General features: G+C 56.2%; 17 protein-coding genes. 3 read left to right on the forward strand and 14 right to left on the reverse strand.

All coding sequences use genetic code 11. From position 1 onward, the window contains the following. The 4 genes from BQ5353_RS03645 to BQ5353_RS12645 form a co-directional block, all read right to left on the reverse strand. Positions 1–855: C45 family autoproteolytic acyltransferase/hydrolase (locus BQ5353_RS03645; protein WP_071427331.1), on the reverse strand; the 855-nt coding region annotated here is incomplete at its 3' end. Positions 856–1049: 194 nt separating this feature from the next. Next, positions 1050–2261, reverse strand: a complete 1212-nt coding sequence (locus BQ5353_RS03650) for an aspartate kinase (RefSeq protein ID WP_071427332.1) — start codon at positions 2259–2261, stop codon at positions 1050–1052. 109 nt (positions 2262–2370) lie between these two features. Beyond that, a complete protein-coding gene (locus tag BQ5353_RS03655) occupies positions 2371–2802 on the reverse strand; it encodes an ACT domain-containing protein (protein WP_071427333.1) in 432 nt (143 codons plus the stop codon). Between the two features lie 128 nt (positions 2803–2930). Further along, a complete protein-coding gene (locus BQ5353_RS12645; protein WP_162273105.1) occupies positions 2931–3176 on the reverse strand; it encodes a hypothetical protein in 246 nt (81 codons plus the stop codon). Between the two features lie 68 nt (positions 3177–3244). Here BQ5353_RS12645 and BQ5353_RS03660 point away from each other — a divergent pair, with 68 nt between their 5' ends. Beyond that, on the forward strand, positions 3245–4252 hold the full coding sequence (locus tag BQ5353_RS03660; RefSeq protein ID WP_071427334.1) for an AI-2E family transporter: 1008 nt from the start codon (positions 3245–3247) through the stop codon (positions 4250–4252). 105 nt (positions 4253–4357) lie between these two features. On the opposite strand, the gene BQ5353_RS03665 is transcribed toward BQ5353_RS03660, so the two are convergent. The 3 genes from BQ5353_RS03665 to BQ5353_RS12650 form a co-directional block, all read right to left on the reverse strand. Next, complete coding sequence (locus BQ5353_RS03665) at positions 4358–5569, reverse strand: aspartate kinase (RefSeq protein ID WP_071427332.1); 1212 nt, start codon at positions 5567–5569, stop codon at positions 4358–4360. 109 nt (positions 5570–5678) lie between these two features. Beyond that, positions 5679–6110, reverse strand: a complete 432-nt coding sequence (locus BQ5353_RS03670) for an ACT domain-containing protein (protein WP_071427333.1) — start codon at positions 6108–6110, stop codon at positions 5679–5681. A gap of 128 nt (positions 6111–6238) precedes the next feature. Next, positions 6239–6484 carry a hypothetical protein gene (locus tag BQ5353_RS12650; RefSeq protein WP_162273105.1) on the reverse strand — a complete coding sequence of 82 codons (246 nt, stop codon included), beginning with the start codon at positions 6482–6484 and terminating at the stop codon, positions 6239–6241. 68 nt (positions 6485–6552) lie between these two features. On the opposite strand from BQ5353_RS12650, the gene ytvI reads away from it, so the two are divergent. Further along, positions 6553–7629, forward strand: a complete 1077-nt coding sequence (gene ytvI / locus BQ5353_RS03675; protein WP_071427335.1) for a sporulation integral membrane protein YtvI — start codon at positions 6553–6555, stop codon at positions 7627–7629. Between the two features lie 105 nt (positions 7630–7734). On the opposite strand, the gene BQ5353_RS03680 is transcribed toward ytvI, so the two are convergent. The 3 genes from BQ5353_RS03680 to BQ5353_RS03690 all read right to left on the reverse strand — a co-directional run bounded on the left by BQ5353_RS03680 (position 7735) and on the right by BQ5353_RS03690 (position 10069). Next, entirely contained in the window at positions 7735–9093 is a 1359-nt protein-coding gene (locus BQ5353_RS03680; protein WP_233424496.1) for an alanine/glycine:cation symporter family protein, read from the reverse strand. Between the two features lie 148 nt (positions 9094–9241). Further along, entirely contained in the window at positions 9242–9610 is a 369-nt protein-coding gene (locus BQ5353_RS03685) for a VOC family protein (RefSeq protein ID WP_054330716.1), read from the reverse strand. Positions 9611–9739: 129 nt separating this feature from the next. Beyond that, entirely contained in the window at positions 9740–10069 is a 330-nt protein-coding gene (locus BQ5353_RS03690; protein WP_054330715.1) for a hypothetical protein, read from the reverse strand. Positions 10070–10374: 305 nt separating this feature from the next. Here BQ5353_RS03690 and BQ5353_RS03695 point away from each other — a divergent pair, with 305 nt between their 5' ends. Further along, the gene (locus BQ5353_RS03695) at positions 10375–12603 is read left to right on the forward strand and encodes a transglycosylase domain-containing protein (protein ID WP_071427336.1); all 2229 of its coding nucleotides are present in this window, start codon (positions 10375–10377) and stop codon (positions 12601–12603) included. Positions 12604–12874: 271 nt separating this feature from the next. Here the strand turns inward: BQ5353_RS03695 and BQ5353_RS03700 are convergent, their stop codons facing one another. From BQ5353_RS03700 to BQ5353_RS03715, 4 genes are all read right to left on the reverse strand, one after another. After that, the gene (locus BQ5353_RS03700) at positions 12875–13270 is read right to left on the reverse strand and encodes a Fur family transcriptional regulator (RefSeq protein ID WP_054330713.1); all 396 of its coding nucleotides are present in this window, start codon (positions 13268–13270) and stop codon (positions 12875–12877) included. A gap of 156 nt (positions 13271–13426) precedes the next feature. After that, positions 13427–14452 (reverse strand): type 2 periplasmic-binding domain-containing protein, encoded by a 1026-nt coding sequence (locus BQ5353_RS03705; RefSeq protein WP_054330712.1) that lies wholly within the window; start codon positions 14450–14452, stop codon positions 13427–13429. Positions 14453–14468: 16 nt separating this feature from the next. Continuing rightward, positions 14469–15197 (reverse strand): DNA alkylation repair protein, encoded by a 729-nt coding sequence (locus BQ5353_RS03710; RefSeq protein WP_083386383.1) that lies wholly within the window; start codon positions 15195–15197, stop codon positions 14469–14471. A gap of 87 nt (positions 15198–15284) precedes the next feature. Continuing rightward, entirely contained in the window at positions 15285–16814 is a 1530-nt protein-coding gene (locus BQ5353_RS03715; RefSeq protein ID WP_054330710.1) for a DHHW family protein, read from the reverse strand. Positions 16815–16817: the final 3 nt, after the last annotated feature.

The following is a 16817-nucleotide window of genomic DNA, read 5'->3' on the forward strand; positions in this document are numbered from 1 at the left end:
CTTCCCCGCCAGCAGCTCTTGGGCAAAGGCCACCGGCTCCCCCCACCGATCGTCTAGGGCCTTCTTGGCAACCTGGTACCGCAGTCCGGAAAAGACAGTGTCCTCCAAGGCGGGGTTGTACCGCTTCATCCCCACCCCGTGGAAGCTGTTGGTGGCAACTACAAAATCCGTTCCAGGTTCCGGTTCCAGAACCTCCATCCCCTGGCAGTTGCACTCCACCACCGCCATCCGACCGGCCCGGTCCGCCAAGGTGAGGGTCTGATTGGAGGAAATGGTCAGCCGGCCCAATTCCTCCACCGCCTCGGGGACGGTGGAACACCTCTCCAGCAGATAGCGGGTGAGGATGCCCGCCCCCAGCCCCGGCCGCTTCACCGTGGGGTAGATCAAGGTCAGCCCCACCGCCAGGCCGTGGCAGTTGACCCCGTCTTCCATCTGGGAGGGGGCGGTGCTGTTTCCCACAAAGGCGTTTCCATCCGTCAGATGGTAATAGCTGTTTTCATTGGTGGGTTCCAGCGCCACGGCAAAATCGCTGTTCCGGCCAAAGACCACCCCATCCGGCCCGCGATAGGCAAAGGAGGTGCAGAAATGGCCGCCTATAAAGTTGTACATCCCAAAGAAAAAGGCGCACAATTCCTCCAAGGGGATCTCCTGCCCCTGGGCGATGCCCTCCAGTTCCTCCAAGAATTCGGGATATTCCCGCCGGCAGATTTCCATACTGGCCCGGCCAAAGGCCAGTTTCTCCGAGGTGAGTTGTAAAATTTCTGGGCGGCCTAAGGTCATCCCCATCTGCCGCCGGGCGGTGCCATAGCGGAGGCCCGCCTCGTAATGGGACCCTGTCCATTCAAAATGAAGCATACTTTCGCTCTCCTAATTTGTATTTGAGAGCCGGCGCCGACCTCATACCCACACTGTACCGAAAGAAAATTTTTATGTCAAGTAAATAAAATTCAAAATAAAATAATAGTGAAATTACATAGTTTTTCTTGTTTTTCTGAGGAAATACAAAAAATCCCCTGCCCAGCTGGGCAGGGGATTCCAGATTTGGCGTGTCAGCTTTGGGCTGCGGGCAGCTCCCTTTGGGGAACTTCCCCGGTGAGGAAGTCCCGGTGTACCGCCTCCAAGGCGGCAACAGAATCCTCCCGCGGGACTAGGGCGCAGCTGCGCCGCTTCCCCTGGGAGGAAAGCAGCACAGGGATGCCCCGATCTTCTAAGGATGGGGCAATTCCCTCCCCGCATTCCCCCAGCAGGGTGATTTTGGAGAGGCCACTGGAGGCAGCAAGGGACTGGTAACCCAGCTCCCCACGGGCGGATTCCAGCAGGGATTGAGCCGCAGCCATCCTGCCTTCCCCCACCGAGAAGGCTACCTTCCGGCGGCTTTCCTGGGCGGGGGATTGGGCGATGGCATCCACTTCAATCCCTTTGGCACCAAGGAGGGAAAACACCCGGAACACTGCCCCGGGCCGGTCGGGGAGGCCTTCGATTTCCACCAGTGCCGACCGTTCCTCCCGGGCGGCGGCGGACACTGGCGGACACCCTGCCACCACTTTGGTTCCCGGCGCGCCGGTTTGGCTGGAGAGAACCTCCACCTCCACAGCACTTTTTTGGGCCAGTTCCACCGACCGGCTGTGGAGCACCTGGGCCCCTGCTTTCGCCAAGGCCAACATGTCGTCGTAGCCGATGGCTTCAAACCTCCGGGCTGTGGGCACCAGCCGGGGATCGGCGGTGTACACCCCGTCCACATCGGTGTAAATCTGGCACCGCTCCCCTTTGAGGGCGGCGGCCAGCGCCACTGCCGTGATATCCGACCCGCCGCGGCCCAAGGTGGTCACCTCTCCTGCAGCAGAAATTCCCTGGAACCCCGCCACTACGGCGATTTTTCCCTGGTTCAGCTCCGCTAAGATACGGCCCGGCCGCACCGTTTGAATGGAGGCGTTCTGGTGGGTTCTCCCGGTCAAAATCCCCGCCTGCCAGCCGGTGAGCGACACTGCCGGTGCGCCAAACTCTTCCAATGCCATGGCGAACAGCGCCGCGGACATCTGCTCCCCCGCGCTGAGCAGCTGATCCAACTCCCGGGGGCTGGGGGCGCGGCAAAGTTCCCCCGCCTGGGTCAGGAGCTGGTCGGTCAAATCCCCTTGGGCGGAGACTACTACCACCACCTGAAACCCCTGCCTAACCGCGGAAAGGGAGAGCCCTGCCGCGCGGCGGATTTTCTCCCCATTGGCCAGCGAACTCCCCCCAAATTTCTGTACAAGTATTGCCATAGAGCCATCCTCCCTACCGGATATTTCCAAAACAAGGCCCAAAGGTATCCCCTTGGGCCCATTTCTACTGGTATTCTATGGAAAATGGGAGGATTTGGTGAAAACCGCATTAAATCTTGCGCACGTCTACCACGCCGCGCTGGTGGCGGACGATCTCGATGAGCTGATCCTCGTCGATGTCCTCCGCATTGATGCGGGCGGAGATGGAGACCGGCGCCACCCCGTCAGTGGGGATGTTCTGATTGACGGTGATGATGTTGGCCCCCACCTGATACAGCTGGGTCAGCAGGGCGGACAGCACGCCGGGCTCGTCTTCCAAGGTAGTGTTAAAGGTCACCATCCGCTCCGAGAGGCGGTTGTCATAGGGATATACCGAATCCTTGTATTTGTAAAAGGCGCTTCGGGAGATCCCCGCCAGTTTGGCAGCTTCAGAGGAACTTTTGGCCTTGCCCTGAGCAATCAGTTTTTTGGCTTGTACCACCTTAAAAAAAACATCGGGCAGCACATTGGTATTCACGAGTAAGTATTTGGGCTTATCCATAGATTGTCCGCCTCCAGCATACGAGTGTTTTATGAATGGAAACAATATACCATTGGAAGCGCCCAAATTCAATGGGAAATTTCCCCCATTTTTCCGGATTTGTCTGGAAATTCCTTCTTCAAGGGTGATTATACCACCCATGCTGTGTTTTTCTTTGTCTTATCCTGCCGGATATTGCATTCGCTCAAAAAATTTTCTATTATAAGAAAAATTTGTTGATATTCCATAGGAAATAAGCTGCATTTCCAAATTTTAGAAGAAATTTCTGTTGGTTTTTCCGCCGGAAAATTTCCCGCGGCCCCTTCATATTCCCCAGCTTGTCCGCATAGGATAATAGCCAAAGACGCTGTGCGCTGCCTTCCACTTGTTCCCATTTTGGGGCATCTTTTCCCCGGGTGAAGGATGCGGCGCACAGGAATTCTTTTTAAAGGAGGGAGATTGCTTGCGGGATTCCCAAAAGAAAAAATTCATTTTAAACGTTCTGTTCCTACTGGCAGTGGCGCTGTGCCTCTACGTTTTTTTCCGCTGCGCCCTGTGCTGGCTGCTCCCTTTCGTGCTGGGCCTTGCCATCGCCTTCTGCCTCAAACCGGCCACCGAGTGGATCGCCCGGGTGACCCGGATGCGCCGCAAGCCCTCAGCCATCTGTGCGGCTGTGCTGTTCTATACTTTGTTGGGGGCCCTCATCTGGCTGCTTTCCACCTTCCTGTTCGGTCAGTTTGCCACCCTAGCCCAGCAGCTCCCTGACTTCTTCCTCTATGAGATTCTTCCCTTGGTGGAGCGGATCAACCGGTGGAGCCTCTCCCTCTTTTCCCGCTATTCCCCCGAGATCTCCGAGCCGGTGCGCCAGCTCCAAGACGGAGTGATCGCCTTCTTCCAAGAGCTCACCAGCGCCATCCCCATGTTTTTAGCCCAATGGGTAGCCGGGTTGGCGGGCAAAATCCCCTACTTCTTCATGGCAGCAATCTTCACTGTGGTCTCCTCGGTGTTCCTATGCATCGACTACCAGACGGTGGTTTCCTTCCTCTTCCGCCAGCTGCCGGAGAGCTGGCGCCCGGTGGTGCTGGAGGTCAAAAACTTTATGGTCTCCTCCCTGTTCAGCATGGGGCGAGCCTACTGTTACATCCTGCTGTTTACCTTTTTGGAGATCTTTGCCGGGCTGTGGCTGCTGCGGGTGCCCTCCGCTTTGGTCATTGCCGCCATCATCGCTTTTTTGGACATCCTCCCTCTCATCGGCAGCGGGGGCATCCTCATCCCCTGGGCCCTTTTGGAGCTGCTGCGAGGCGGGTATCCCNCTGCCGCCGGGCGGTGCCATAGCGGAGGCCCGCCTCGTAATGGGACCCTGTCCATTCAAAATGAAGCATACTTTCGCTCTCCTAATTTGTATTTGAGAGCCGGCGCCGACCTCATACCCACACTGTACCGAAAGAAAATTTTTATGTCAAGTAAATAAAATTCAAAATAAAATAATAGTGAAATTACATAGTTTTTCTTGTTTTTCTGAGGAAATACAAAAAATCCCCTGCCCAGCTGGGCAGGGGATTCCAGATTTGGCGTGTCAGCTTTGGGCTGCGGGCAGCTCCCTTTGGGGAACTTCCCCGGTGAGGAAGTCCCGGTGTACCGCCTCCAAGGCGGCAACAGAATCCTCCCGCGGGACTAGGGCGCAGCTGCGCCGCTTCCCCTGGGAGGAAAGCAGCACAGGGATGCCCCGATCTTCTAAGGATGGGGCAATTCCCTCCCCGCATTCCCCCAGCAGGGTGATTTTGGAGAGGCCACTGGAGGCAGCAAGGGACTGGTAACCCAGCTCCCCACGGGCGGATTCCAGCAGGGATTGAGCCGCAGCCATCCTGCCTTCCCCCACCGAGAAGGCTACCTTCCGGCGGCTTTCCTGGGCGGGGGATTGGGCGATGGCATCCACTTCAATCCCTTTGGCACCAAGGAGGGAAAACACCCGGAACACTGCCCCGGGCCGGTCGGGGAGGCCTTCGATTTCCACCAGTGCCGACCGTTCCTCCCGGGCGGCGGCGGACACTGGCGGACACCCTGCCACCACTTTGGTTCCCGGCGCGCCGGTTTGGCTGGAGAGAACCTCCACCTCCACAGCACTTTTTTGGGCCAGTTCCACCGACCGGCTGTGGAGCACCTGGGCCCCTGCTTTCGCCAAGGCCAACATGTCGTCGTAGCCGATGGCTTCAAACCTCCGGGCTGTGGGCACCAGCCGGGGATCGGCGGTGTACACCCCGTCCACATCGGTGTAAATCTGGCACCGCTCCCCTTTGAGGGCGGCGGCCAGCGCCACTGCCGTGATATCCGACCCGCCGCGGCCCAAGGTGGTCACCTCTCCTGCAGCAGAAATTCCCTGGAACCCCGCCACTACGGCGATTTTTCCCTGGTTCAGCTCCGCTAAGATACGGCCCGGCCGCACCGTTTGAATGGAGGCGTTCTGGTGGGTTCTCCCGGTCAAAATCCCCGCCTGCCAGCCGGTGAGCGACACTGCCGGTGCGCCAAACTCTTCCAATGCCATGGCGAACAGCGCCGCGGACATCTGCTCCCCCGCGCTGAGCAGCTGATCCAACTCCCGGGGGCTGGGGGCGCGGCAAAGTTCCCCCGCCTGGGTCAGGAGCTGGTCGGTCAAATCCCCTTGGGCGGAGACTACTACCACCACCTGAAACCCCTGCCTAACCGCGGAAAGGGAGAGCCCTGCCGCGCGGCGGATTTTCTCCCCATTGGCCAGCGAACTCCCCCCAAATTTCTGTACAAGTATTGCCATAGAGCCATCCTCCCTACCGGATATTTCCAAAACAAGGCCCAAAGGTATCCCCTTGGGCCCATTTCTACTGGTATTCTATGGAAAATGGGAGGATTTGGTGAAAACCGCATTAAATCTTGCGCACGTCTACCACGCCGCGCTGGTGGCGGACGATCTCGATGAGCTGATCCTCGTCGATGTCCTCCGCATTGATGCGGGCGGAGATGGAGACCGGCGCCACCCCGTCAGTGGGGATGTTCTGATTGACGGTGATGATGTTGGCCCCCACCTGATACAGCTGGGTCAGCAGGGCGGACAGCACGCCGGGCTCGTCTTCCAAGGTAGTGTTAAAGGTCACCATCCGCTCCGAGAGGCGGTTGTCATAGGGATATACCGAATCCTTGTATTTGTAAAAGGCGCTTCGGGAGATCCCCGCCAGTTTGGCAGCTTCAGAGGAACTTTTGGCCTTGCCCTGAGCAATCAGTTTTTTGGCTTGTACCACCTTAAAAAAAACATCGGGCAGCACATTGGTATTCACGAGTAAGTATTTGGGCTTATCCATAGATTGTCCGCCTCCAGCATACGAGTGTTTTATGAATGGAAACAATATACCATTGGAAGCGCCCAAATTCAATGGGAAATTTCCCCCATTTTTCCGGATTTGTCTGGAAATTCCTTCTTCAAGGGTGATTATACCACCCATGCTGTGTTTTTCTTTGTCTTATCCTGCCGGATATTGCATTCGCTCAAAAAATTTTCTATTATAAGAAAAATTTGTTGATATTCCATAGGAAATAAGCTGCATTTCCAAATTTTAGAAGAAATTTCTGTTGGTTTTTCCGCCGGAAAATTTCCCGCGGCCCCTTCATATTCCCCAGCTTGTCCGCATAGGATAATAGCCAAAGACGCTGTGCGCTGCCTTCCACTTGTTCCCATTTTGGGGCATCTTTTCCCCGGGTGAAGGATGCGGCGCACAGGAATTCTTTTTAAAGGAGGGAGATTGCTTGCGGGATTCCCAAAAGAAAAAATTCATTTTAAACGTTCTGTTCCTACTGGCAGTGGCGCTGTGCCTCTACGTTTTTTTCCGCTGCGCCCTGTGCTGGCTGCTCCCTTTCGTGCTGGGCCTTGCCATCGCCTTCTGCCTCAAACCGGCCACCGAGTGGATCGCCCGGGTGACCCGGATGCGCCGCAAGCCCTCAGCCATCTGTGCGGCTGTGCTGTTCTATACTTTGTTGGGGGCCCTCATCTGGCTGCTTTCCACCTTCCTGTTCGGTCAGTTTGCCACCCTAGCCCAGCAGCTCCCTGACTTCTTCCTCTATGAGATTCTTCCCTTGGTGGAGCGGATCAACCGGTGGAGCCTCTCCCTCTTTTCCCGCTATTCCCCCGAGATCTCCGAGCCGGTGCGCCAGCTCCAAGACGGAGTGATCGCCTTCTTCCAAGAGCTCACCAGCGCCATCCCCATGTTTTTAGCCCAATGGGTAGCCGGGTTGGCGGGCAAAATCCCCTACTTCTTCATGGCAGCAATCTTCACTGTGGTCTCCTCGGTGTTCCTATGCATCGACTACCAGACGGTGGTTTCCTTCCTCTTCCGCCAGCTGCCGGAGAGCTGGCGCCCGGTGGTGCTGGAGGTCAAAAACTTTATGGTCTCCTCCCTGTTCAGCATGGGGCGAGCCTACTGTTACATCCTGCTGTTTACCTTTTTGGAGATCTTTGCCGGGCTGTGGCTGCTGCGGGTGCCCTCCGCTTTGGTCATTGCCGCCATCATCGCTTTTTTGGACATCCTCCCTCTCATCGGCAGCGGGGGCATCCTCATCCCCTGGGCCCTTTTGGAGCTGCTGCGAGGCGGGTATCCCTTGGGGGTTGGACTTCTCATCCTCTACGGGATTGTCACGGTGGTGCGCAACGCCATTGAACCGAAATTGGTAGGGCAGGAGATCGGCCTACACCCATTGGCCACCATTACCGCTATGTTTCTAGGACTCAACCTGGCCGGCTTCGGCGGGATGTTGACTGCCCCGCTAGCCGTGCTGCTGATCAAACACCTCAACGAAGAGGGGATCATCACCCTCTACCGCCCCTAACCTGGCCACAGCCGCCCCCGTTTTTTCGGCGAGAGCGGCTATTTCCCGTGGGGATCCCCAACGTTTTTCACCCGTTTTGGCCAACTAGTGAAAAGGGACATGCCTTTACAGCTTTTTCTTCCGGCGAGGGGCCTTTCCTTCCTTCAAGGTGCCGAACACCACCGGGGAAAGGAGGGCCAAGGCGATCAAGTTGGGGACTGCCATCAGCCCATTGAGCAGGTCGGAGAGGTTCCAAATCTCCTCCACCCGGACGCAAGCCCCCACTACCGCCAAGGCGATGAACCCAAACCGGTAGATTCCTATGGCTCTCCCACTGTGGGGGAACAGGTATTCCAGCGCCTTCTCGCCGTAAAAGCACCAGCCCAGCATAGAGGCCAATGCAAAAAACAGCATGCAGAATGCCACTAAATAGCCAGAGAGGTCCCCCATGACCACCCCAAAGGCGGCGGTGGTCAGCTGGGCGCCATCCAATCCGCAGCGCCACAGCTTCCCTTCCTCTGCGGTGAGGATCACCAAGGTGGTGAGGGTGCAGCAAAGGATGGTGTCCAAAAACACCTCCACAATGCCCCACATCCCCTGGACACGGGGGCTTTTGGCATCGGCGGCGCCGTGGGCAATGGGCGCGGAGCCCAGGCCCGCTTCGTTGGAGAACACCCCCCGGGCCACTCCAAGCCGCACCGCTTGGGAAACCCCGTAGCCCAATCCCCCACCCATGGCCGCCACCGGGTGGAAAGCGCTGTGGAAAATGAGGGAAAAAGCTGCCGGGATCTGCCCCCAATTGCAATACAAAACGTATAGACAGGCCCCAGTATACAAAATTGACAGGAAGGGGATGATGGCTTCCGCCACCTTTCCAATCCGTTTTACCCCGCCAACCACCACGAACCCCACCACAGCGGCCACCGCCGTCCCGGTGAGGATGGGCGGCACCCCAGCGGCTGCGTAGGCCGATTCGGCGATGGAGTTGGACTGGGCCATGTTGCCAATGCCGAAAGAAGCAGCCACACAGAGGGCGGCAAAGACGGCGGCCAGCGGCTTCATCCCCAATCCCTTTTCCATATAGTACATAGGCCCGCCTTTGTGTTCCCCGCCCGGGCCGGTGATCCGGTACTGGACCGCCAGGGCCACTTCGGCATATTTGGTCATCATCCCGAACAGGGCGCTGACCCACATCCAAAAGATAGCCCCCGGCCCGCCGGCCGTGATGGCGGTGGCCACCCCGGCGATGTTGCCGGTGCCCATCGTGCCTGCCAAAGCGGTGGACACCGCTTGGAAAGGGCTGATCCCCCCTTTGCTCTCCCGCTGGCCGGAGAAGAGGCCGCCCAAGGTGCTGCGAAAAACCTCCCCCATGCGGCGCAGCTGGAAAAAACCGCTGCCCACGGTAAAATATAGGCCGATGCCAAACAAAAGGGCCACCATCCAGGGGCCCCATACAAAATCCTCCAGCCACTGGTACCAATTCATCTGAAGTTTCCTCCCCATCCCATATGCTTTGTTCTTGTATATGAAAAGGGGCCGGGCTTTCATGCCGGGCAAAATCAAAAGGCCCCGCACAAGCGGAGCCTTTTAACTGATTATCTGTAAAATTCCAAGGAAAATTCCAATGTGGGGATTAGCGGACCGGTACAATTTCCAGCCAATACCCATCGGGGTCGCTGATGAAATAGATGCCCATTTTGGGATTCTCATAGCAGATACATCCCATTTCTTTATGGGTCTTGTAGGCGCCGTCGAAATCATCGGTGGAGAAAGCCAGATGGATTTCGTTGTCCCCCAGGTCGTAGGGGTCTTTGCGGTCCCGCAGCCAGGTCAGCTCCAGGTTGTGGGGAGTGACCCCATCCCCCAGATAGGAGAGGATAAAGCTGCCGTCCTCCGCCTCTTTGCGCCGGACTTCGGTGAGGCCCAGGGCCTTCTGGTAAAATTCCAAGCTGCGGTCAAGGTCCAGCACATTGATGTTGTTGTGGGCAAATTTAAAACTCATGGGCGATTCCCCCTCCAGCACACGGTTGTGGTTCCATTTCTTCTATGGTTTTATTATATGGGAATCCCGCTGAAATTTCCCCCTTATTTCATGACTTCCCGATTACAATTTGGTAACGCGGGCAACACTTTAGCTGATGTAATCTTCAATGCGGTTGATCAGTTCCTCGTAGTCCTTCACATAGACCCCTTGGTTCAGCTGGCCCCGGTCATATTCCGGCAGCAGGCGGACATACACATCAAAGACCATCTCGGGCGTGTCTTTATCTTTCAAAAAGACCGCCAGGCGGCCCTCGTGTTCCCGCAGGATATACTCATATTCCCCCACCGGAACTTGCTTGGCCTGTTCCTGGGCCGGGAGCTGGGCGCTGTTTCTCTGTTCCCATGCAATCGCCAGGCCGGCGCTTAAACACCCTGCGATGACCATGGCTGCCAAGGTAAAGAACAATGTTTTTTTCATCACAGCCTCCATATGCCAAAAAGTTGATTTCACCCGGTAGTTTGGCCCATTTTTTCCATCTCTATTCCACTTTGGGAAAGGGGATTTTACAGGATTTTGATTTTTATTAACACTTTCCCGTCAAGATATGATATAATGCCTACAGGTGCGGGCTTTTCTGGCGGCACCCATTCTATTTTCCGCAAAAGGGATATGCCTGCCCTTTTGCACTGCTGTCTTTGTTTAATCCTATGCCGGATGGAACCATTCCGGCAATCGGGCCGTACCGGCGGCCAAATCCTGTTTGCTTCAAGGAGGCGAAGACCATGAAGAAAAAAGACAACCATCCTGCCAATGATCAGCCGGAGAAAAAAAACAAGGCCCGAAAAAAGCGGAAACTCTCCCCTTTAGCCCGGGTTTTGATCATCATCCTGCTTGTTTGCATCATCGCAGGCTCCATTGTTGCCTCGGTGCTGACGGTTTATATCCTCAAATACATCAAGTCGGATGATACCCTTGACTTGACCGATGTCAAACTCAGCTATTCCACCATTCTCTATGCCATGGATGAAAGCACCGGCGAATACTATGAGTTCCACCGGCTGCACGATGTGGAAAACCGCATCTGGGTGGATTACGACAACATTCCCACCAACCTGGTCAAAGGGTTTATCGCCCTGGAGGACAAACGCTTCCCCTACCACCACGGTGTGGACTGGAAGCGCACCATCGGGGCGGCTGTCAACCTGTTTATCCCCATTTATGAAGGCAAGCCCGGCGGTTCTACCATCACCCAGCAGCTGATTAAAAACGTCACCGGCGACAATGCCCTCCGGGTGGACCGCAAGGTGCGGGAAATCTTCCAGGCACTCAATTTGGAAAAGCGCTACTCCAAGGAACAAATCATGGAGGCCTACCTGAACACCATCGCCCTGGGCAGCGGCACCAACGGCGTCCAGGCGGCGGCCAATCTGTATTTCGGCAAGGATGTCAAAGATTTAAATTTGGCCGAATGCGCCTCGCTGGTAGCCATTACCAAAAACCCATCGGTGTACAACCCCTTCTACAACCCGGAAAACAACAAGTCCCGCCAAGAGGACTGCCTGTACATGATGCATGAACAAGGGTATATCAACGACGAGGAGTATGAAGAGGCCCTCAACTACCCGCTGGAATTCAAAAAAGAAGAGCACATTGAAAAGATCAACGACACCCAAAGCTGGTTTGTGGACTATGTGACCGAAGAGGTCATCAATGACTTGGTGGAAGAAAAAGGCTACACCAAGGAGTATGCGGAAAACCAGATCTACAAGGGTGGGTACCGCATCTACACCACTATTGATGTGGAGATGCAGGATTACTTGGAAGAAACCTACCTCTACAATACCAATACTTTCCCGGCGGTGTACAATGCCGAATATCCGGAGTCTGCCTTTGTAGTCACCGACCTTCATGGCGGGATCAAGGCACTGGCTGGCTCCAACCGGCCTAAAGAAGGCGCAAGGCTCTTCAACCGGGCCACCAGCGCCCGGCGGCACCCCGGTTCCACCATCAAGCCCATAGCGTCCTACAGCCCGGCTTTTGAGCAGGATTTGATCACCTGGTCCACCCTGTTCAACGACGCCCCCCTCGAGATCTCCCCCGGCAAGTACTGGCCCACTAACTTCTATTCCGGTTACTATGAAAACCCCATCACCGTGGAGTTTGCCATCCGCCGATCCGCCAACACCATTCCCGCCCAGCTGGTGGAGATGATGGGCCCCCGCACCAGCTTTGACTTCCTCAAAAACAAGCTGAATATGTACAATCTGGTGGAGCGGGAAACCATCAACGGCCGGGTGGTCACCGATATCGACCGAGCCCCCATGGCATTAGGTGCCCTCAGTGTGGGCGTCACTCCCCTGGAGATGGCCGGCGCTTACCAGATCTTCGGCAACGGCGGCACCTTCACCCCTACCCACTCCTACACTAAGGTGCTGGACAGCAACGGCGAAGTGGTGTTGGAGAAGGACCTCACCCCCACCCGGGTCATCTCCCCCGAGACCTCCACTGTGATGAACCGGCTGCTCCAGCAGGTCACCACCGCCCCCCAGGGCACCGGTACCACCGCTAAATTTGGCGCCATGCCGGTGGCTGGCAAAACTGGTACCTCCGAGTATGACTACAACCAGTGGTTTATCGGGGTCACCCCCTATTATGTGGGCGCTTGCTGGATGGGTTATGACACCGACGCCACCATCCGCTATGCATCCTATCCCCCACCCATCGTCTGGAAGAATGTGATGGGCCCCATCCACCAAAACCTGGCGGTGGTGGATTTCCCCACCTATGGCGATGTCTCAGTCCAGACCTACTGTATGGAAACCGGCCTTTTGGCTGGGGAGGACTGTGCCAATACCGCATCCGGATGGTACGACAACAACAATCTGCCTGAGGTTTGCGACGGCACCCATCCCGTCCCAGAAGATGAAGACAATGAGGATGAGGAGGACGATTCTTCTTCGGAAAGCTCCTCTTCTTCCCGCCGCGATGAGGATGAGGACGAGGACGAATAAATCCATAAGCTAGCGAGAGGGCGCTTTGACAGCGCCCTCTCCTTTTTATTTTCCACTTTCCCATGGCGTCAAAAAGGCCGCCCTTTTCAAAGGGGCGGCCTTCTATTTATTTATCCTGAGCGGCTCTCCATAGGGGTGCCTTTTCTTCCCTTGTCCCAATCAAAACTGGGGATTGCACGCCCCCGGAGTGACAGCCCCCGTGGACAAAAACGTTACAATCCCCCACAAACCCAATGGGGTCAACTCCTCTCCTTTCTCAAAACAACCTGAGCTATTCTTCTTTCTTGAGGCAGTCCTCACACACGCCCTGAACTAGGACTTTACAGTCTTCCACCTGGAACGATCCCTCCACCCCTTTGGCGGACTGGAGCAGCTGGGAGATATCCAAATTCAGGTCGAACACCCCGCCGCACTTGCGGCAGACAAAATGAGCATGGGGATGCTGGTTCCCGTCAAAATGATCCTTGACGGAACTGGTCTCCACTCGGCTGATCTCCCCCATCTCCGCCAGCAAATTCAGGTTGCGGTAAACGGTGCCAAGGCTGATTTCCGGGTGGTCTTTCTTTAAAATTTCATATACTTTATCCGCAGTTGGATGTTTCGTGCGGTTCTTTACCACATCCAGCACCATTTGGCGCTGCCGGGAAAATCTCCTCAATTTCTCCATGTTTACTCCTCCAGAGACGGCTCTTGATCTTGACTGTTTTTGAGGCTGACACCCCGTGTTAAAATACACCAATTGGGCTATTCCACCTGGGAATGGCTTTCCTCTAGTATAAAAATAAGAATGGATTCTGTCAAGGGAAAGGAACAAAAAATACAATTACCGAATAATCTCCTGGACTGTGTCAAACCGTTCCCAGCTCCAGCGGTTGGCAAAGGCCGGGCTCGCCCTCAGGATTTCCTTGGCCTTTTTCCGGGTGCTGTCAGCGGAGATCCGTGTGACCTCCGCCCCCGCCTGGATCAGTTTTTCCCGGCCTGTGTCGATCTCTGCCAAACGGCCCTCGTCAATGGTCCCCACCAGATAGGCTGCGGATTCGGCGAGGACCATCTTCAGCCGGTCATCCATGGTGTCATACAGTTCCTGGGAGGTGAACAACCACAGAATAGTGGGGTCATAGAAGAAGTCCGCCAAGTACAGGCGGCTGTCCTCTGCCAGGTAGATTTCAGACAGGCGCTGTACCGGGCAGGATATGGTTTCATAGAAGCCGCTGTTAAACCCTTGAATCCGCTGATCTTCTGCCGCCAAAACAAGGTTCACCCCCATCTCCCGGAGGACAAGGTTTTCGTCCTCATCTTCATCGGTCGTAAGGCTCAGGCCATCAAAATCCCCAATGTCGCTCAAATACCGGCTCCGGGATAAAAACACAGAGGAACCCCCATAGGCGGCGGCCAGAAGCCGCCCACCCAGCAGTTCCCGATAATCCTCTTCCACCAAATCCTGAAAGGTGGGGGAGTTTAGGGTCATGGTCATGTGGTCATAGCTGCGGAAATAAAAGGGGGAGGAATAGGCGGCAAACTCGCCGGATTTCTCCTCCAGCAACCGGCTGGGGACAAAGAGGAGCTGGGCTTCGCCGGAGGTGTACAACTCCACTGGGTTGTCGCTGGTGACAATGTCCACCATCAACTCCCCGCCGGAGAGGGTGGCCATCTTCTCCGCGAAGAGCTGAAGCCCTTTCATGGAAATTTCATCCACCTCCTGGTCAGTGGCCAAAGTCAGCCGCACCCGGGGAGTCAGCAATTCAATCCGCAGGTTTTTTTGGCCGTTGCCCCCTTTGGGGGTACAGCCCGCCAACAGGAAGACAGCCGCCCCTAGCAGGGCAAGCCAACGTATCCATCGCTTTTTCATGGGGAATCCCCCTTTCTCATCCCTTTTTCCGCATCAATTTTAGCATTTCCTTGGCCTCGCCGTCAACGAGATAGGATTCCACCGATTTTTGGATCGCCTTGTTGTAGGTGAACCGGTTCAGGCGGCAGCCCTTCAAATAGGCGAGGGTGCGGTCAAAATCCGCCCCCATTGCAGTGGCAACCAGCCACGCCTGAGCCATATTGACATAGTAGTGGCCGCTCTCCACCTGATCGCAGAGTGCAAGGCTCTTTTCCAAATAATCCGGCCCCAGGTAGTATTTGAGGAGGAGCACCAGCCCTACCCGCACCCGGTAGGGCTCCCGCTCCGGGTCGGCCCCCACCAAAGATGTGACATAAGGGAGAAACGCCTCCGGGTTCTTCTTCACCGCCTTGAGGTAGGTGCAGAATCCATCACAGACCGCCCAGTTGTCCACCAGGGGGATAAAGTCTTCGATCAATCCCAGGAGGGTTTCCCGGTCGGTCTTCACCCCGCCGATCACCTGGGCACGGAGCATCTTCTCCTCATAATTCCGGCCCCGGCACTCCGCGAGGAAGCCCCAAGGGTCGGATTTTAACAGGGCAGACCCCAATTTTCTCAGCGCCGGGGTGCGCACCCCATAAAAGTCATCGAGGCCGGGCACCAACGCGGCGTGGAACTCCCGGTATTTGGTGTCACAGAGGGACTGGAGCAGCTGGTGCAGCTCCTCCTGGGTGGAGATGGGGGTAGTTTCATACAGGGCGTTCATTTGGATATCCTCCTTATGCAGTGGAAGGAAAAAAGCCGCAGAGGTTGTCTGCGGCCTTCTCCCCTGGAAGCGGGACGGGGAGAAGGGCTATTCCTCTTCCTCGTCGTCGTAATAAACCGAATCCTCTTCCTCCTCCGGCAGGGGTTCCTCCTGGGAAGGGTTCTCCCCATTGGCTCCCCCTTCCTGGGAGGAGGGCATAGCCTCCTCATCCTCAGGCGGGGCTTCCTGTGAAGAGGAGGGCTCCTCTACCGGCGGCACATAGGGGACATACTGCTGGTACATCAAATTTCGGATCTCTTGGATGCGGATGCCAGTGTTGGCGGCAAAGATGTTGTTGATAAACAAAAGCTCATTGATGCCGTTTTCCTGGATAAAGTTCACCAGCCCCAACTGGAAATACCGCTGGTCCACCACATACACCTGTTCATAGTGGTTGACCAAGAAGGGGGCGAAGCAGTTGCCGAAGGATTCCTTGACCATCAGGATTTTGCGGCCGTTCTTCACCCCGGTGTCGATTCGGATGAGGGGCAGGTCGCCCCCCAAGAACACCGAATAGGAGTTGACCCCACTGGCGTACTCGGCAAACAGGCTGGTGGCATAAGGGGTAAAAGGTTGGTTGCGCTGGTACAGGTAGGCTTGGTATGGGGTGCTGGGCAGATAGTAATCCACATGGTCGGGGTTATTCCTCAGCTGGGAATCCTGGGACTGGCTGTACAGGGAACCCAGGAAATCCGGCTTGGTCTTGACAGTGAAATCCGACAGGGGCACCGGGGTTAAATCCGCCGCCTTGCAGAACTCCACATAGGCGTAGTAAGCCCCCAGGGCCGTCCAGTGGTGGTCAGTATTGAAGTAGAGGTATTCATCCCGGTGCTGGCTCAAGGTGTCGTAGATGTTCACCCCGGTAACTGCTGGGTCCAGCTTGCCGTAGATGTAATCGATGTTGGGTTTTTGGGGCTGGGTAATGCTCTGGTACCGCTCAGGCAGGGCAAATTCCACATGGGTGGGGATGACGATGTTGTAAATCTTCACCGAATCCCCTAGGGCGGCGTGGTAGGCGTTGATGGTGGCCGCATAGGAGTCTGCCATGCTCATGTTGCCCCCTACCCCAAAGGCGGAGAGGGCTTGGCCCTTGTAGATAAACATATCCCCTTTCCACTCCCCTTCGGCTCCATCGTCGGCCACACTAGGGGCGCTGGAGGTGCTCTCATCCCCTTCCCCTGGGGGAAGGATGTCGGGGAGCCCCTCCTCTGACTGGCTGCTGGAGGCGCCGCCGCTGTGGATGCGAAGGTCGTCCATCCGGATGCCTTTCATCTCATCCAAAGTGGAGGCAAAGCTGACTAAGCCTTCCCGGAAGGGAAAGGTGTCTGAATAAAACAGATCCACATCTCGGGTATACTCCCCTGCAAAGAGGGATTTGGCGGAAAATTCCGGCATCTTGGCCAGCTCCCGCTTTTCAAACTCCGAAACAGTGGGCTTGGGCATCACGAGGGAAAGGACCCCAAACAGCCCCAGCAGGCCCACACACAGGCCGATGTTGAGGGCGGAGGCCAGGACCGGGTAATCCTCCGGTTCCTCCTGGGCGCGGCGCGCCCGGCGCTTGTGAGAAAAATGTGCCATGGC

The sequence above is a fragment of the Merdimmobilis hominis genome (assembly GCF_900104615.1).
Taxonomy (GTDB): domain Bacteria; phylum Bacillota; class Clostridia; order Oscillospirales; family Ruminococcaceae; genus Merdimmobilis; species Merdimmobilis hominis.

Excerpts from the sequence above, each read along its gene's own strand:
- BQ5353_RS03670 (WP_071427333.1), bottom strand. The coding sequence starts at position 6,110 with ATGGATAAGCCCAAATACTTACTCGTGAATACCAATGTGCTGCCCGAT.
- BQ5353_RS03690 (WP_054330715.1), bottom strand. The coding sequence starts at position 10,069 with ATGAAAAAAACATTGTTCTTTACCTTGGCAGCCATGGTCATCGCAGGG.
- BQ5353_RS03650 (WP_071427332.1), bottom strand. The coding sequence starts at position 2,261 with ATGGCAATACTTGTACAGAAATTTGGGGGGAGTTCGCTGGCCAATGGG.
- BQ5353_RS03705 (WP_054330712.1), bottom strand. The coding sequence starts at position 14,452 with ATGAAAAAGCGATGGATACGTTGGCTTGCCCTGCTAGGGGCGGCTGTC.
- BQ5353_RS12645 (WP_162273105.1), bottom strand. The coding sequence starts at position 3,176 with ATGGGAACAAGTGGAAGGCAGCGCACAGCGTCTTTGGCTATTATCCTA.
- BQ5353_RS12650 (WP_162273105.1), bottom strand. The coding sequence starts at position 6,484 with ATGGGAACAAGTGGAAGGCAGCGCACAGCGTCTTTGGCTATTATCCTA.
- BQ5353_RS03695 (WP_071427336.1), top strand. The coding sequence starts at position 10,375 with ATGAAGAAAAAAGACAACCATCCTGCCAATGATCAGCCGGAGAAAAAA.
- BQ5353_RS03665 (WP_071427332.1), bottom strand. The coding sequence starts at position 5,569 with ATGGCAATACTTGTACAGAAATTTGGGGGGAGTTCGCTGGCCAATGGG.
- BQ5353_RS03715 (WP_054330710.1), bottom strand. The coding sequence starts at position 16,814 with ATGGCACATTTTTCTCACAAGCGCCGGGCGCGCCGCGCCCAGGAGGAA.
- BQ5353_RS03680 (WP_233424496.1), bottom strand. The coding sequence starts at position 9,093 with ATGAATTGGTACCAGTGGCTGGAGGATTTTGTATGGGGCCCCTGGATG.
- BQ5353_RS03710 (WP_083386383.1), bottom strand. The coding sequence starts at position 15,197 with ATGAACGCCCTGTATGAAACTACCCCCATCTCCACCCAGGAGGAGCTG.
- BQ5353_RS03700 (WP_054330713.1), bottom strand. The coding sequence starts at position 13,270 with ATGGAGAAATTGAGGAGATTTTCCCGGCAGCGCCAAATGGTGCTGGAT.
- BQ5353_RS03685 (WP_054330716.1), bottom strand. The coding sequence starts at position 9,610 with ATGAGTTTTAAATTTGCCCACAACAACATCAATGTGCTGGACCTTGAC.
- BQ5353_RS03655 (WP_071427333.1), bottom strand. The coding sequence starts at position 2,802 with ATGGATAAGCCCAAATACTTACTCGTGAATACCAATGTGCTGCCCGAT.